This is a genomic window from Sinorhizobium saheli (genome assembly GCF_001651875.1).
Lineage (GTDB): Bacteria > Pseudomonadota > Alphaproteobacteria > Rhizobiales > Rhizobiaceae > Sinorhizobium > Sinorhizobium saheli.
This window is the reverse complement of record NZ_LNQB01000083.1, coordinates 88,670-104,355: the sequence shown is the minus strand read 5'-3', so window position 1 is coordinate 104,355 and position 15,686 is coordinate 88,670. Positions and strand designations below refer to the sequence as shown.

Here is a 15,686-nt window from a genome sequence, read left to right as displayed (position 1 = left end):
CCCGGCCTTTGCCAGGAAATCGCGGCGTGCCTGGGCTTCTGATGCCAGGCTTTCGGGGGTCTTTTCTAATCCATTTTCGTGATCTGCCGACACGGAGAAACCTCTTTCTACTGGCAATTAAATTATCAAAATCTAATATACGACTTAAAGTTACTATTTGCAACCAGATTTTAGTGCGTGAAATACTCAGAAATAGGCTTTATGCTGCGCAAACCCGCACGCGGCGCGTCCATCAAGACGCGCCGCGCTGTAGCATTCAAGGAATCGGGCAGCCGTCGCTATGGCTTGTTGAGACCGGGAGGGCCAGAGTGATAATGATTCTTATCACCCCAACCATAACCAGGGCGCGAAGAGCCGTTCGACTTTGCAATGGCGCGCGAGCTCAAGCTTGTTCCAAGCAATAGCGTTATGGCAGGAGGTGTCACAAGAGCGAAACGTCCCGCCTTGGCCAGGAAGTCGCGGCGTGCATGATCCTCAGACGCCAGGTTATCGGGCGCCTTCTCTAATCCATTAGTATTATCTTCCGGCATGGCGTCCACCTTGTCTACTTCCTGAGTAGTATACATGCTCTAATTTTATCACGCAGGATGGTTATCAACAATCATATTTAGCAATTTAGATCTTGGAACGAAGACCTTTGTTGATCAGGATGAGAAAAGCACGGCGCAGGAGATCGACCGGGTCGCGTTGCGCCAGTTCACGCGCGCGCGAAAGCCGCTGGGTCCCCCACACCAGGTTGCCGGCGAAGCGCAGCGGGGCGCCAAATACGGGGTGTCTGGCCGTGAAGACGCGTCTCCAGTGCTGAAGGCGCGCCATCGGGCGCTTCGCGCAGGTGGGCGGGATCCTCGTGCCGAAGAAGTGGTGCAACGTCAGCAGCTGCGTGTCGAGCGCATTTCGCGCCGTCCTGTCCGACACCATCGCCCGCAGCGCCGTCCAATCAATCTCCTCGCCGTCGGCCAATTGCGCCAGATCGTGCATGTGCCTCAAATCGATCCTTCCGCGCCAATAGTCGCCTTCCTTGAGGAGGTCGTGCAGGATCCAGTGCAAGGCACGCGATTGAGCCGAGGGGACATTCACCTCAAGGTCACCTTGCCGGGTGGATCGGACATCTTCGATGGCGCCCGCCCGACATGGACGCAGTTCCAGGACGCCAACGTCCTGCGGGCGCGCCATGCCGCGGTCGTTCGGCACCGGACGATAGCCAAGTTCTGCCAGACAGGCTTCGGCGGTCGCCAGCTCACATGCCTCCACCGCCAGGTCGAGATCGCTCGTGATCCTGTCGGGGAGCCGGTCGGGCGGCGACAGAAACAGCGGAACGGCCCCCTTGAGCAGAACCGGAACGATGCCCCGCCGGTTGAGGGCGGCAACGGCTTCGCCCAACTGCGCCTTGAGGCGCAGGTTCCGCTCCCGGTTGCGGTCGTGAATGAACGCGAGATATTCGCGCACGTCAGGCGGCAGCCGGTGCAACTCGCCCGCATGAGCGAGCGATGAAAACAAGGCCGGCGTCACCAGGGTATGGTTGGCAAGCGCAATCACGGCTTGCCAGTCGACCTCCGCGGCCAGGCTGCCGCGAAGTCCGGCGACCAACGCGTCAAGCGCACTGCCGGCCCGCATCACCGGCAGGCTCCCCGGATCAGTTCCACCCCGTCCGCCAGGCTGGAATAGGTCAGGCAATAGGCCTGCGCCGATCCGATGACGTGTGCGAGCGCGTCGAAAGCGGTGCTGCCGAGCTCCTGGGCCGGTGCAAAGGCGCCGGTGAGCAGGCCGCGCAGCGCAGCGACCGGATCGACCGGATCCAGACGCGGAGTCGAGGTGCGGTCGCGCCGGAGCAGGATCACCCAGCCGACGGCCCGGGGTGACATGGATGATGGCGAGAATTGCTGCGGCAGGACGTAACGCACCCGCTTGTTGTCCGGGCGTCGGAAGACGGGAGCGGCATCGAGGTCGGGACAGAATTCGCCGAGAAGCGGCCATGCGCCCGACTTGGCCGCGGCGGCAAAGGGAAGCCCGACGCCAAGCCCGTTGGCGTTGAGCAGCGTCACGTCGTCCGAAGCGAAGCCGAACCCCGCATGGGCGAGCGCCAATGTCAGTGTCGTCTTGCCGGCACCGGGTTGGCCGCAGAGAAGCATGAGGCGTTCGCCGTTGAAGAGGGCGGCGGCGTGGAGCGCAAGTTCGTAATCGTCGCGCCCGAGCGCGTCCGCCAGCAACTCGCCCTTGAGTGCGGTAGCGAGCCCCGCGGGCGGGCAGGAGAGAACCCAAGCGCCATTTCGAAAGAGGTGAATCCGCTCGCGGTGCTGAACGGCCTGGAACAGGACATCGGCGGCTTCGCCTGGAACCTGCAGATGCGCGAAAACGCTGGCCGTGGGGTGGGCAATGCCCGCCGGATAGACGATGCGGATCCGGCGTCCGGCAATCGCGAGCACCTGGTTCACATAGTCGCGCGAGAACACGGGCGGCGAGGGCGCCAGCGGCCGGATGAGCCCTAGGCGTTCCCAATCGTCAAGGGCGGTCTCGACGCTCGCCTCCATGAGCCTGCGCTGGATCGTTTTTCCTGCCGCGCCCTCCTGCAGTGCCCGCCAGATCTCGGCGGCCGAATCGTTGAGGGCGAACATGGCGCGCCGGGATGGACTGAACAGGATGTTCTGATCGCCGACACGCACCAGCCGCGCCTGGGCAACGAAGGTAGCCCGGCTGCCGTCGGCGCGTTGCAGAGCCATGGTTTGCTCGCTCGGTGTCACGGGTCTGCTCCCGACTGCGTGTGGGCCTTGATGTCTCATTCGAGGATACATCCTTCTGTCGCGCCGCCGTCCCGGGCGTCTCGTCACTCGGCAGGCAGTCGCGCCAGATTGGCGAAGACTGCCGGATTGCGCACGAGCCGCCAGCGAAGCCACAGTCCCGTGGCGAACGAGGTGAGGATGGAGGCGAGGACGAGCGCCGTGAACATGCGCGCGTCGATGATACCGGCCGCGTGCGCGACGCTCGCGAGCACGATCCCGGGTCCCCCACGCGTGTTCATGGCGACGCCGTAGTCGAAGGCTCTCGCCCAGCCAGCATTGGCGCTCCAGGCGGAAAGCGTGCAGCTTGCGAGTTTGATCGCCGTGCTTGCGCCGATGAAGAGCAGCGTCAGGCCGCCGTCAAACTGCTGCGCGAGATCGAGCTTCTGTCCCACGACAGCGAAATAGATCGGCACGAAGAACCATATGGCCATGTCGGCGATATGTTGCTTGACGGCGACAAGCTGGCGTGAGGTCAGGCGCGCCATCACCAGGCCCGCGACGAGCGCGGCGAAGACGATGTTCACGCTCAGGAGGCTTGCCGCGGCGACGAAGACAAGGCAGAGCAGCATGCTGTAGCCGGTCAGGGACGCTTCGCTGAACTTCCCGAAGAGCCATCGGCGCATGAGACGCATGCCGGCGGGCGCGAAGTACAGCGAGGCGAGGACGAAGCCGAGGGTGATGGCGACCACCCGTGCGATGCCGGCGGCGTCGGCCGCATCGCCATGCTGGACTGCGGTGGCAACGGCCAGGATCGTCCATAGGATGAGATCCTGAATCGTGGCCGCGCCGATGACGTGGCGTGCGAATGGCGTCGCCATCAGCCCGAGATCGAGGAAGATCCGGGAGATGACCGGGATGGACGTGACCGCCATGGCAATGCCCATCACCAGCTTGAACGCGAAAGGATCGCCGCGCTGCGTATCCTCAAACAACGGGGCGCTCGCATAGCCGAGCGCGAAGGGGATCATCAGCGCCCCGACCACCAAAGCCGGGACGATACGCGCCGATCCGCCCGCGCCTTCCGCCTGCATCTTGAACCCGGCCGTGAACATCAACAGCACCAGGCCGAACCAATAGAAGCCGGAAAGCAGGGCACCCTGCGCCGGAAACCCTGCAAACAGCCATTGATGGGCCCCGGGCGCGATCAGCCCCAGCACGGATGGACCAAGCACTATCCCGCCCGCGATCTCCCCGATCACACGCGGCATCTTCAGTTTCTCGAACACGAGGCCGCCGCCGAGCGCCGCTACGAGCAGCAGGACCAGCGAGAGGAAGAACCGCGTGAGTTCGGTATCGGTCATGATGGTCTCAAAGGTGGGCGCGTCCGGCGCGGCGCCGGCGCGCCGTCTCGCCGCGCGTTTTCGCCTCAGTCTTGCGCATAGGAAGCCACGATGCGCGCGGCGAGCGCGTCCAGCGAATGCGCTTCGGTATCGAGGACAAGGTCCGGATCGTCCGGCGGCTGATAGGCGCTGTTAAATCCGATGAGAGTGTCGATCTCGCCGCGCATCGCCTTTTGGTAGAGGCCCTTCGGATCTCTTTGCGCGCAGCCCTGGATGGAGCAGGAAACGTAGCCGATCGTCAGGTTCTTCACGTTTGCGCGGACATGGGCACGGGCATCCTGCCCGGCCGTCAGCGCGGCGACGACGACATTGAGGCCGGCCTCGGCGGCCTTGTTGGCCAGATGCACTAGGACCGAGACGACGCGCAGTCGGCTTTCCGCGCCGAACCCCAGCCCGTCGCCGAAGAAATCGCGGACCTCGTCGCCGTCGAAGAGAATGGCGGGGATCGCTTTCTTTCGCAGATCCGCCACGACGCGCGTCGCCAGCGTCGTCTTGCCGGCCGAAGTGGGGCCGAGCAGCCACAGCACCGTTCCGGCTTGCGGACGGGCGGGCTCTCGCCGAATTTCGCGCTTCAACTCCATGCCGTTATCCCTCGGTTCCTCTGAGCTGGGCGCTATTCCTGAAACAGCGCATGCTTCATCATCAGTTCGGCGCGCACGACGTCCTGCACTTCGGAGCGCATCATCCAGTTCGGCAGCGCCTCTCCCGCCATCAGGGCGCGGCGGATTTCGGTGCCGCTGATCGGCTTGGCGGTCTCGCAGGCATTTAGATCGACATAGCGTTCGGACTGGGTGTCGTAGCCGACGGCATCAAAGAAGATAGGCTCGATGCCCAGATCCCCAAGCTCCTCGAACAGCGCCTTGGCACCGTCGGGCCCGTAGAAGCTGGCGACGCCGGAGTGGTCGCGTCCAACGATGAAATGGCTGCAGCCCATGTTCTTGCGGCAGAGGGCCGTGAAGACCGCCTCGCGCGGCCCGGCAAAGCGCGGGTACGTGATGAAGCTTGCGAGCACGACCTTGCCCGCCGGGTAGACCCCGTAGTCCAGCATGGCCTGATAGCCGTCGAGGATCAGGTGCGGGAGGAAATCTCCGCGCCTGCCGTGTCCTACGATGGGATTGATCAGCAGGCCATCGGCGAAGGTGCGCTCCAGGGCCTCGATCTGGATACGCTCATGACCGCGGTGGACGAGATTGCGGCTGTGGAAGGCGACGACCCGGGTCCAGCCCTTATGGGCGAAAACGGTTCTGAGCTGCGCCGGGGTCAGATCGTAGCGCCGGTACGGCAAGGGGAGCGGCTGAATGAGCGTGACCTCGCCGGCGAGAAAGTGCCCGCCGCGCGCGATGACGCGCGCAACGCCCGGATGGTCGCTGGAGTCGGTACCGAACCATTTGCGGGCGAGCAGCTCGGGATCGAGATAGTAGGTTTCGGATATTTCGAGGAGGGAATGCGGCGACCCGCATCCGGTGGCGAGCACGACGCGATCGCCTTTCGAGTAGCGGCATGCCGCCTCCAGTGGCACGGCCAGTACGACAGGCATCGTCCAGACCAGTCCGGTGGGCAGTTGGTTGTCCTCGAGGACGCTCTCGAGACACGCCTTGTCCATGAAGCCGCGGAGCGGCGAGAACGTGCCGCGTGCGATCTGCTCGACATCCGTCAATTCCTCGTCGCCGATCGTGATCGTCGGCAAGCCCGCGATTTCCAGATGCTCGGCATGACCCGCCGTGCGGCAGACCAGACGACCGCCATGCGGCTCGACGCCCGCCATCAGCGAGGAGGGGCGCACGCGGATGCTGCGCGGGGCGGCATTCAGGTTCCGCTGGTATTGCTGGGCGACCTTCATGACCATCCTGGCGCAGTTCACCGGATACTGGCCGATCGCCGTCTCCGCGGCGAGGACGAGCCCGTCGGCGCCATCCGCCAGCGTGTTGTAGATGTCGTTGACCTCCGCCCGGGTCGGCGTCGGCGCGGTCGTCATCGACTCGAGCAGGTTCGTCGCCACATAGACCTTGGCGCCGTGGGCCTTTGCGCCGCGAATGATCATCTTCTGGATGGCGGGGATTTGTTCGATCGGCACCTCCCGGGACAGGTCGCCGCGGTCGATCAGGATTGCGTCCGATTTCTCGGCGATGGCTGCGAGGTTGCGCAGGCCGGTCAGGCATTCGATCTTCGAGATGATCATCGCCTCGCCACCGGCAAGCGAACGGATCGCATCGACATCCGATGCCCGGTGGGCGAAGGAGAGCGCGAAGTGGCGGATCCCCATCCGGCGTCCGATGGCGATCGCCGCGCGGTCCTTGTCGGTAAGCGGCGGCATCTCGATGGGCCGCTGGACCGTCACCGCCTTGTTCGGGCCGATCTCGCCGCCGTTCAGGATCCTGAGGACGACTTCGTCATTGCGCTTCTCCACGACCTGCGACAGCACCGAGTTGAAATCGATGCTGACGAAATCTCCGACTTCCAGCTGGTTGACGATATAGGCGGGGTAGAGGCTGATCGAGAACTGGTCGCCCGCCACCGGCCGCGCATGAGCGGTCAGGAACCGGTTTTCCCGAACGCTCACCCTGCCGTCGGCCAGCGGTCCCGTGCGGACCTGGGCACCTTCCGTGTCGAGACAAAGGGGCAGGGACGTGCGCTTCTGGATGAAATGGATGATCCGCTCCAGATCCTCCACCTTCGTGTGCGACAGATTGAGGCGCAGTATCGAGGTGCCGGCCCGTTCCAGCCAATGGATCACACGGTCGTTGAGGGACGCTGGGCCCAGTGTGCACAAGAGCTCGACTTCTTTGACCTTCATGGCTCCTACCTTTGCATCGCTTCGACTTGTTGTTCTTGATGAGCGGGCCGACGTGGCCCCGCCCAAAGCGGACAGGGTTGTCAGGGTTTGCGCTCGGGTCTCGATGGACGATTACGGCTCGTCGTCCGGGAATCGCGGCACATCCGGATGAGAGGTGATCCACTGCCGGCGCGCCTTGTCCCAACACTCGCGGGCGTCGGCGCCGGTGTGCAACGCGAAGCCTGCGCGCGGTAGCGGCAACTCGGCCGGGATCGGTTCGTCGGGCAGCCACAAGAGAGCATTGTCGCGGCTCTCGATCATCCGTGCCCAGGTCCGCTCGAGCCGTCGAAAGCCCCGCATGTTTGCAGCCGTCAGAGCGAAAATGGTTTCCGTTATCTTCAGCCTGGGGGACACGTCGGCGGCCTTGACGGGAGCCTGATGGGTGACCTCGCCTTTGGCGAGATAGGCGCCCATGCGAATGAGCGATCGATCAATCGTCACGGTTTCCTGTCGGCCGTCCCCTTCGCGAGAACCGGGGTCCAGGCTGATCCCGGAGAAGCACCCGTCGAACAGGCAATCCTCCACGACGCCGCTCGCGAGATAGTCGTTTTCAACCGCATCGTCCCTGATTTCACTGAGCCAGGAGCCCTTCAGGCGAAAGTCGTTCACATGGTCGATGAACCGTACGCCGTCCCAGCAGCGCCGCGCGCGCACACCCTCTATCGTCGCATGGCTCGTTCCATCTCTGACGAGCATGGCGGCACTGTTGCAATAGGTGTGTCGCCAGTCGGTCGTGAGCGGCACCCGGCCATCGAACCTTCCGCCGATGAAATGCACACCCGGGCAGTTGCGAATGACGAGAGGGTATCGATTGATCGGCTGCCAACCCATGTCGCAGCCGATAAGCGCGTTCGGAGCGGAATTCCTGCTGTTCGCCACCGTGAAGGACGCATTTCTCGCATCGATCATCGCCCTGACCGGAAGGTTGCGAATGTTTTTCTGTGCGTAGCCGTATTCGCCACTCAGGACGATCTCGGGGCCTTCCGAAAGTTGGCCGACGGCAAACATCCGCTCCCTGTGGTTTTCAGCGGAGATCGGCGCCAAGGCAAGGGCAGGACATGCGCCGGCGATGCGCAGGAATGTCCGTCTGTCCATCTTCACGCCCATCGCGTTCACGAATTCTGCGCCCAATGCCAGCCGCGGCAGGCGTGGAACACGGCTTGAAGCGCGCGGTCGGCGACCTGTTCCGGCGATATGGAGGAGTCGATGTCGACCGAGACGATGAGTGGCGCGTTACCGGACGCATCCGATCTCTGCGCAATTTCCGCGGTGATCCTCTGGTAAGCGCGCTCCGCCATGATCCGCAGACCGACATCGCGATCGGGGGCCGCTCGTTGAAGCCGCGAGACGCGATCGCCTCTGGCCCGGAGCCGGCCGTGTGCGACGTCGATCCCGCCCCGCAGATCCACGAAGACGAAATCCTCGACGCCGAAGGCAGAAAGGATATCGAGCCACGGCTCCGATGTGGCCCTATCCCTGTGCTGCAAAAGGACCGAAAAGAAGCCCTGCAGCAATCCCTGGTCAAGGACCATCAGGGGCCCGCCCCTTGATCTTTGCTCCTCGATATAAGCGGCAACCGTGCACAGGTTCCACGTTACGCGCAGCACATCGATCGGCGTTTCCTGCCCGCCCTGCGCAACGAACCGCGCAATTCTCGCGGCCAGCGAACGAAACTCTCTGTTGAGCAGTTTGGGAAGAACGAGGACGATCCTGTCCATCTGTCGAACGATCAAACCTTTTCTTTCCTGTCTTGCCTCGTCCACGGGCATCCCCAACTGGCGCAACCTGTTGGCGAACAGACGGGAAGCGGTGGTCTTCCCGATGCCGGGAAGGCCGAAGAACTCGACGAAGCGGATGCGCTCGGGAAACAGGGAACCTGCCGCGCCTGGCCTATCGCGCGTGTCCCTCTCGTGCGGCTCGTGCGGGTTCATCTAATCCAATCCTGGGGTAGGTTCGGGCGCGGGAAAGGGCGAGGGGGAGCCTCGCGCTTTCCTCAGGTTCTCAATGTGTGAAAGGCGCCGGGTATCACGGGATCCGGCACCCGCCCGATGCTTTTGTCTACAAGTGATCGTTGCACGTTGCGGTAGGCGATCAGCAATGCCAGCGGGATCCAGAAGAACGGTGCGGTCGACGGACCGAAAGAGTCGCTCATCTGGTTCGCGACGAGATAGTTCAACACGCAGACCGATGTCCCGAGCACCATCACGTTCGTGTCGGTGGCGTCGGTGGTTCTGCCTTTCGCGATCAACCCTGCCATGACCGCGTTGATGAGGCAGATCAGGACCAGCAGGACCATGACCGTTATCAACGCAACACCCGGGACGCCGAGCGTTCGGAAATATTCGACGAACAGGTTGTGGCTGTGCGGGGCGATGTCGCCGATCGGTTGTCCGGCGCCCACCCCGGTAAACGGGTGTGCGAGGCCGAGATCGATCGAGATCGACCACAGCCGCTCGCGCGCCACCATGGAATCCGCCTCGCCGCCCGACAGTTGCGTGGTCAATATCCGGTAGGCTCGCGGGTTGAGCGCCTGCAGTGCCAACAACGCCGCGTGTAGCAGCAACGGAGCCGTGATCGCGCCGGCGATGATCGCCAACGGCCTTTGTCTCCTGAGAATGAGGTAAATGGCGTACAGGACAAAGAAAATGCCAAGCCCTATGACGCCAACGACGAAGTTTGTCTTCGATCCGGATTTCACCAGTCCGAGAAGCACGGCGACAAGGCAGGCCGCGAGAAGAAGCCGGTGTTTGCGCGACGTGACAAGTCTGGCGGCGACGAGCGGAAGGGCCGCCGACATGGCGATTCCGAGCTGGTTTGCATGCTTGAAAAACCCGGCTGCCCGATCGGCGAACTTGGCGCCGCCCAGCCCAAGGATGACGAGACCGGCCGTTGCGAGGCTCATGAGGATCATCGCCGATACGATCCTGTCCAGCGTTTCGGCGCCGTTGGGCCGCGCCGACAAGGCTGCAAACGCCGGAATCGTGGCGAAACCGAAGATCTGCGCGAAAATTGCGCGCATGGTCCTCATCGGGCTGCCCGTGTAAAGCATCGACAGCAGCGAGAGAATGATGATCAATCCGGCGGTCGTCAGCAGAGCCACCGCGAGCGTCGCTTCGGACCGATGGACGCGCTTGGCAACCTCACCATAGGACGCGACGCTGATGACCGCGCAGAACAGCGCCATCAGGAAGGAAAGCGAGCCATCGGTCCCGGCAATCCGCGTGGCGCCAGGGAACCAGATCGACCCGACGAGCAACAGAAGGGAGACCTGCAGCAATGGTGATCCGAGGGTACATGCCGCTGGTTCAGCGGCTCAGCTTCCGGTCCGTGAGGTAATGACTGTCGCCGCCCACTCGCGCGAATGTTGGCAGGCCGGCAAAAAGGGAAGGGGATGAAAGGCCAATTCGGTTCGCGAACGACAAGCTACCGCACGGCGGGTGAAATTCCGCACTGTCACTGAGCTTTCTGCCTGCAGTACCAACAAAAGTCGTTCAAGCAAGAATGCAAAAGGTAAACTGAAAGCAGCGGATGCGCAATAGATCCCCGGACTCGAGGCGCCTCGGTCCATGGTGCGCCGCGGAGCGTTCCTGCACCGGGGGCGACGCACGGACACGCTCCAATAGCACCTCGCCTTGCCCTGCAGACCTGTGCATGCGTGAAGCGCCGTGCGAGCTCAAATATTAGCTCAAAAGGGTTACAATATTTTAGCTCAAAAGGATTGCAGTATAGGAAGCAATCACGAAAGTATGATTGGGCGATTAGACTAGTTTAGTTGTTTCAATGGGTTCGGTTTGGTGGTATATTTTTAAAGTGATAACTTAGGTGGCTAGGCGTGCATATTTTCTAGGCAGGGTCGTTCTATAAGATTCATACCATATACAGCAAGGATCGATGCTTGCCGGCGGCGTTTAAAACGGCATCAGCGCATGGTGACGTGAACAGGTCGTTGAGGCGCGTCTTCCGGTTTGATTTGCGCTGATTTACCGGTTGGGGGGTAGCATGCATTCAATAGCTCGATTTCATGATGAACGTGCGCCTGAAATCGATGCCCTGAGCACATCCCGTCCTGGCAATGACGCTCGTGACCACACGGAATCAAACTCCGCTCTGCTCGTACTGGACAATCGAACACTCGACAGGGAATGCCTGGCCCAATGTCTCGTGTCGCATGGGGCGGGGATGCAGGTCCTGGCCTTCGGATCGATCGATGAATGGCGGAAGGACAAGGATCTCCATCCGCCCATCGCCGCAGTCCTCCTGAACATCGGTGCCCAGAAAATCGCCGACTCGAGCAACGCGGCTGAGATATCGGCGCGCGTAAGGGAATTTCACCCGATTCCGGTGGTGATCCTTTCCGATTCCGACGAACTGGCACAAGTCCTGAAGGCACTGGAGTGCGGGGCCAGGGGGTATATTCCGTCCTCAATCGGTTTTGACGTCTGCGTGCAAGCCGTCAGCCTGGCGCGGGCCGGTGGAATCTTCGTGCCCGCCAGCAGTGTTCTCACCATGCGAAAGGCCACCGTCGCTGCCGGGAACGCGCCGCGGCCCATGGCCGGCATGTTCACGCAACGCCAGGAACAAGTCATCCAGGCGCTCAGGCGCGGCAAGTCGAACAAGATCATCGCCTATGAGCTCAATCTGCGTGAGAGCACCGTAAAGGTTCACATCCGGAATATCATGAAAAAGCTGAAGGCCACGAACAGGACCGAGGTGGCTTACAAGCTCAACGACGCGTTCCCCGTCGAACTGGGAACAATGGAATTGGCCGCCGATCCGTCGACCTGATCCGGGGACGGGCTCGGAGCACCGATCATGCTTCACCTCAGAGCGGAACCGCCGCAGCGCCGCTCCGTTCGCCCCCAAATTTCCCCGCGCCCGCATTCGTTCTTCGCGCGTCGAGGCCCTGGGGGCGCCGCTCCTCCCTCCGGCAGATCACTTCGCCGTGAGACCGGGGCTCCGGCTTGAAAGGGGAGCGGGCCGCTCCATCTCCTTCGAAAATTCCGCCAGCAGTCGGAGGGTGCGATGGACCTCTTGTCCCTCAGGGCCGGATTTCTCTCCACCGGATCGAGGTTTCTCGCTCTCGCCCCTATCGCAACGATCGCCTGCGCCTTGGGCCTCGGCCCGGCGCGGGCCGAGTTGCTCGCCCGTGTTCCGGCCGCGCGCGAAATGGCGGTCTGCGGCGACATGTTGTTCGTCGGAACCAAGGGTTCCTCGGTCTATTCCGTGCCGCTGACCGGCGGCCGCGCCCGGCGCGCCGCCTCGGGGTTCTCTGCTGCGAACGGGGTCGCCTGCGCCGGCGGGCGTCTGTTCGTCGCTTCGAGGAGCCGCATCACCGCCTTCGACATCGGGCCGGGAGGCACGCTCAGCGGCAGGCGCGACATTCGTCGGGGCTTGCCGGATTCCGGCGGCCACAGCTATCGCTATATCGGCGTCGGCCCCGATTCCCGGCTCTATGTCTCGCTGGGATCGCCGTGCAACATTTGCCTGCCGCGCGGCCTGCAAGGCACGATCGTCAGCATGAACCAGAACGGATCCGACCTTCGGCGCGTCGCCTGGGGCCTGCGCAATTCGGTCGGCTTCGACTGGCGCGGCGGCACCATGTTCTTTACCGACAACGGCGCCGACCGGATGGGTGACGACATTCCACCCGACGAGTTGAACGCGCTTCGACCGGGCGGCTTTTACGGCTTTCCCTATTTCGGAGGCCGAACCCGGCTCACAGGCTTTGAGGACGCAACGCCGCCCGAGCGGCAAATTCCGCCGGTCTTCGAGTTCCAGGCGCATGTCGCAGCGCTCGGGATCCATTTCTTCCGCAGTCTCGGCGGCGACGCGCTGGTCGCCGAGCACGGCAGCTGGGACAGATCGGTTCCGGTCGGCTACCAGGTGGTGCGGGTGCGCTTCCGGGGCAACCGCCCGGTATCCGCGGAGACTTTCCTGCGGAATGTCGGCCGTCCAGTGGACGTCAAGGAAGCGCCCGACGGTTCCGTCCTCGTCTCCGACGACGCCGGCGGCGCGATCCACATCTTCAGGCGGTGAGTGTGCCTGGCACGCTTCGCGTGCCGGGCGAGCGCGATTTTGATGCCGACCAGCACGGGGGCGGCGATTACAAAGAGCAGGGCGACTGCGTTGAACGCCGTGTCGAAGGCAATTACGGTGGACTGACCAGTCACGAGCCGGTCCAGAAGGCTGGTCGCTGCCCGGCTGGCGGCAGCCGGCTCCATCCCTTTCGCCGCCAGCATGGCTGTTGTCGTCGCCAGCCGTTCGAAAACGGCGGGCCGCCCTGCGGTGACGTTGGCGCCGAGCACGGCGACATTGGCGACGACGTTGTGCTCGATCAGTGTCTGGAGCGCGGCTACCCCGATCAGCCCGCCAAGCTGGCGACCCGTGTTGAAGAGGCCGATGCCGGAGGCGAGGTTCCGGCTGTTGAGGCTCATGAAGGCGATCAGGGTGATCGACAGGAACAGGAAGCCAAGGCCGAGGCCGCGCAACAGGATCGCGGCCATCATGTCGTCGGCCCCGCTCTCGCTGGTCGATCCGGACAGCATCCACATCGCAATCATGATCATCAGGATGCCAAAAGGCACTGTGGCGAAAGGAGGGAGGCGGCGAACCTGCACGAGAAAGGCGGCAAGGAGGAGCGCGCCGATGAAAAGCGCGCCACTCGGCAACAGGAGCAGGCCGGCATCGATCGGCGTCAAGGCGAGGACGGACACGGCAAAGGACGGGATGAGATAGGCGCTCCCGAACAATGCGGCGCCGGCGACGAAGCTGACGATGAAGGCAAAGGAAAAATCCTCCGACTTGAACAGGGTGAAGTCGAGCAGTCCCCGGCCTTTGGCCGACACTTGCCGGCCGAGGAATGCCGCGAGAGTGGTCGCACCGATCACCGTCAGCCACAGGATGCGAGGTTCCTCGAACCAGTCCCACCGGCTGCCTTGGCTCAAGACGTAGGTAAAGCAGCAAAGCGTGACGGAGATGAGCGAGAAGCCGATCCTGTCAAACGGACGGTGCGGGGTTCTGGCCGGCACCGGTCCGTCCGCGATCAGCAGAAGTCCCGTAGCGGAGAGCGCCACCGGCACGACGCTGAAGAATATCCATGCCCAGGACCGGCTATCGAGCAGCCATCCCTGAAGGGCGGGTGCAAGCGTCGCGGGGGCGACAACGGAGCCCATGGCGAAGAGAGCCTGGAGAATCGGCTGCCGAGATCGCGGATAGGCGAGAAAAATGATCGCCTGGCCCCCGACGATGAGGGTACCACCGGAGAAGCCCTGAATGATCCGAAGCGCGACCAGCAGGTCCAACCGGGTCGTTACCGCAGCAAGGCCGCACGCCACGCCCATTGCAAGCGTTGAGCCGACGACGAGGCTCAGCGGGTTGATACGGTTCATCAGCGAGGAGGCTGCCATGAAACCGATGAGCTTGAATGCGGTGTAGCCGACCTCCAGCCAGGCGAACTCGTCGGGCGTTGCATAGGTGTCACCGATGATGTCGGCTCGCCCGAGCGAGAGCACGGTGCTGGCGATTGCCTCCGTCAGCGTGGCAAGCACTATGCCGGCGACAAGGAGCGCACCGGGCGTCGATCCGGCGCGGTTCGGCGTAATGGCGACGGCGGTGGTCATGACCCGCTCCCGAGATCGACCTCGACACGCGCGGAGAGGCCGGGCACGAGGCGGCCGGGCAATGGATTTTCGGCAAGGCGGATCTTCACCGGAACGCGCTGGACGACGCGAACGAAGTTGCCGGTGGCATTGTCTGAGGGAAGCAGGCTGAAGGCCGACCCGCTGCCGGGCGCAAAGCTGTCGACCACGCCGTCGAGAGCGCCGCTCGGGTAGCCGTCGACGGTGATGCGGGCGCGCTGGCCGGGCCGGATATGTTCGAGCTGGGTTTCCTTGAAATTTGCGACGATCCATACATCGTTGACCGGAACGATATCGAGCAGGGAGGCACCCGGCGCGACGAGCCGGCCGAGGCGGACCTGGCGGTTGCCGATGACGCCGCCGACAGGCGCCCGGACCACCGTGCTGTCGAGATCGATCCGGGCGAGATCGCGCGCGGCTTCTGCCTGCGCAACGGCGGCGACGGCTGCCTCGCGCTCAGCGGCAATTACGGCGAGGCGCTGCTGCTGAGCCTCCAGCGATGCGGAGGCGGCCGACACGCTCGCCTCGGCTCTCGACCGCGCGGCGTCGCTTTCATCGACATGAGCCTGGCTGATGGTGTTGCTGCGAATGAGCTCACGGCGCCGGTCATAGGCCTTGATCGCCAGGTTCAACTCGGCCACGGCCGAACGTCTCTGGGCTTCGGCCTGCCGGATCAGGGCATGCTGAAGTTCCGTTTCCGCATCGACATTGATGAGCCGAGCCTTGGCCGCTTCGACATTGGCGACCGCCTGCGCAAGCCGTGCACGATAATCCCGATCGTCGATGCGGAACAGGACGTCGCCCACTCGGACGGTTTGGTTGTCCTCGACCTCGACGGCGGTGACGTAGCCCGCCACCTTGGGGGCGAGCGAGGTCACGTCGCCGCGGACATAGGCATTGTCGGTTGCAGCCTCGCCGCCCGAACGAGCCCAGGCCCATCCGCCGGCGATGAGGGCGACGGCGCTGACGCACAGCAGCAGGCCGACGACCTTTTTCTTCCTGGGTTGCGCCACGACCCCGGTGCCGGGCTTTTCGCGCGTGACGATGGCGACCTTGTCGGCGAGCGAATCCATTTTCTCGATCCCTCCTGAATGTCGAT

11 protein-coding genes and 1 pseudogene are annotated in these 15,686 nt (G+C 63.4%); 2 read left to right on the top strand and 10 right to left on the bottom strand.

Annotation, left to right across the window (positions count from 1 at the left end):
- Positions 1-615: 615 nt before the first annotated feature.
- The 8 genes from ATB98_RS20350 to ATB98_RS20315 all read right to left on the bottom strand — a co-directional run bounded on the left by ATB98_RS20350 (position 616) and on the right by ATB98_RS20315 (position 10,206).
- A complete protein-coding gene (locus ATB98_RS20350) occupies positions 616-1,614 on the bottom strand; it encodes a nucleotidyltransferase family protein (protein WP_066876813.1) in 999 nt (332 codons plus the stop codon).
- On the bottom strand, positions 1,614-2,717 hold the full coding sequence (locus tag ATB98_RS20345) for an aldolase (protein ID WP_066876812.1): 1,104 nt from the start codon (positions 2,715-2,717) through the stop codon (positions 1,614-1,616). Before ATB98_RS20345 ends, ATB98_RS20350 begins: the two co-directional genes overlap by 1 nt.
- Before the next feature lie 104 nt (positions 2,718-2,821).
- Positions 2,822-4,078 (bottom strand): cation:proton antiporter, encoded by a 1,257-nt coding sequence (locus ATB98_RS20340; RefSeq protein WP_066876811.1) that lies wholly within the window; start codon positions 4,076-4,078, stop codon positions 2,822-2,824.
- Between the two features lie 65 nt (positions 4,079-4,143).
- A complete protein-coding gene (locus ATB98_RS20335) occupies positions 4,144-4,698 on the bottom strand; it encodes an adenylyl-sulfate kinase (RefSeq protein WP_066876810.1) in 555 nt (184 codons plus the stop codon).
- 32 nt (positions 4,699-4,730) lie between these two features.
- The gene (locus ATB98_RS20330; RefSeq protein ID WP_066876809.1) at positions 4,731-6,911 is read right to left on the bottom strand and encodes a pyruvate kinase; all 2,181 of its coding nucleotides are present in this window, start codon (positions 6,909-6,911) and stop codon (positions 4,731-4,733) included.
- 111 nt (positions 6,912-7,022) lie between these two features.
- Positions 7,023-8,045 (bottom strand): hypothetical protein, encoded by a 1,023-nt coding sequence (locus tag ATB98_RS20325; protein WP_066877389.1) that lies wholly within the window; start codon positions 8,043-8,045, stop codon positions 7,023-7,025.
- 17 nt (positions 8,046-8,062) lie between these two features.
- Positions 8,063-8,881 carry an AAA family ATPase gene (locus ATB98_RS20320; protein ID WP_066876808.1) on the bottom strand — a complete coding sequence of 273 codons (819 nt, stop codon included), beginning with the start codon at positions 8,879-8,881 and terminating at the stop codon, positions 8,063-8,065.
- Between the two features lie 62 nt (positions 8,882-8,943).
- Positions 8,944-10,206, bottom strand: a complete 1,263-nt coding sequence (locus tag ATB98_RS20315; protein WP_153435416.1) for an O-antigen ligase family protein — start codon at positions 10,204-10,206, stop codon at positions 8,944-8,946.
- A 743-nt stretch (positions 10,207-10,949) separates the two neighbouring features.
- On the opposite strand from ATB98_RS20315, the gene ATB98_RS20310 reads away from it, so the two are divergent.
- The gene (locus tag ATB98_RS20310; protein ID WP_066876805.1) at positions 10,950-11,735 is read left to right on the top strand and encodes a response regulator transcription factor; all 786 of its coding nucleotides are present in this window, start codon (positions 10,950-10,952) and stop codon (positions 11,733-11,735) included.
- A gap of 237 nt (positions 11,736-11,972) precedes the next feature.
- Positions 11,973-12,902: pseudogene (locus ATB98_RS30455) on the top strand (PQQ-dependent sugar dehydrogenase); the annotation flags it as partial.
- On the opposite strand, the gene ATB98_RS20305 reads toward ATB98_RS30455, so the two are convergent.
- Both ATB98_RS20305 and ATB98_RS20300 read right to left on the bottom strand, forming a co-directional pair.
- Positions 12,827-14,569 carry a DHA2 family efflux MFS transporter permease subunit gene (locus ATB98_RS20305; protein WP_153435417.1) on the bottom strand — a complete coding sequence of 581 codons (1,743 nt, stop codon included), beginning with the start codon at positions 14,567-14,569 and terminating at the stop codon, positions 12,827-12,829. The pseudogene ATB98_RS30455 and the gene ATB98_RS20305 sit on opposite strands and share 76 nt — an antisense overlap.
- Complete coding sequence (locus tag ATB98_RS20300; RefSeq protein WP_066876804.1) at positions 14,566-15,660, bottom strand: HlyD family secretion protein; 1,095 nt, start codon at positions 15,658-15,660, stop codon at positions 14,566-14,568. Before ATB98_RS20300 ends, ATB98_RS20305 begins: the two co-directional genes overlap by 4 nt.
- Positions 15,661-15,686: the final 26 nt, after the last annotated feature.

What these genes read in the sequence shown, in the direction of transcription:
- ATB98_RS20350 (WP_066876813.1), bottom strand. Translation starts at nt 1,614, where the DNA reads ATGCGGGCCGGCAGTGCGCTTGACGCGTTGGTCGCCGGACTTCGCGGC.
- ATB98_RS20345 (WP_066876812.1), bottom strand. Translation starts at nt 2,717, where the DNA reads ATGGCTCTGCAACGCGCCGACGGCAGCCGGGCTACCTTCGTTGCCCAG.
- ATB98_RS20340 (WP_066876811.1), bottom strand. Translation starts at nt 4,078, where the DNA reads ATGACCGATACCGAACTCACGCGGTTCTTCCTCTCGCTGGTCCTGCTG.
- ATB98_RS20335 (WP_066876810.1), bottom strand. Translation starts at nt 4,698, where the DNA reads ATGGAGTTGAAGCGCGAAATTCGGCGAGAGCCCGCCCGTCCGCAAGCC.
- ATB98_RS20330 (WP_066876809.1), bottom strand. Translation starts at nt 6,911, where the DNA reads ATGAAGGTCAAAGAAGTCGAGCTCTTGTGCACACTGGGCCCAGCGTCC.
- ATB98_RS20325 (WP_066877389.1), bottom strand. Translation starts at nt 8,045, where the DNA reads ATGGACAGACGGACATTCCTGCGCATCGCCGGCGCATGTCCTGCCCTT.
- ATB98_RS20320 (WP_066876808.1), bottom strand. Translation starts at nt 8,881, where the DNA reads ATGAACCCGCACGAGCCGCACGAGAGGGACACGCGCGATAGGCCAGGC.
- ATB98_RS20310 (WP_066876805.1), top strand. Translation starts at nt 10,950, where the DNA reads ATGCATTCAATAGCTCGATTTCATGATGAACGTGCGCCTGAAATCGAT.
- ATB98_RS20305 (WP_153435417.1), bottom strand. Translation starts at nt 14,569, where the DNA reads ATGACCACCGCCGTCGCCATTACGCCGAACCGCGCCGGATCGACGCCC.
- ATB98_RS20300 (WP_066876804.1), bottom strand. Translation starts at nt 15,660, where the DNA reads ATGGATTCGCTCGCCGACAAGGTCGCCATCGTCACGCGCGAAAAGCCC.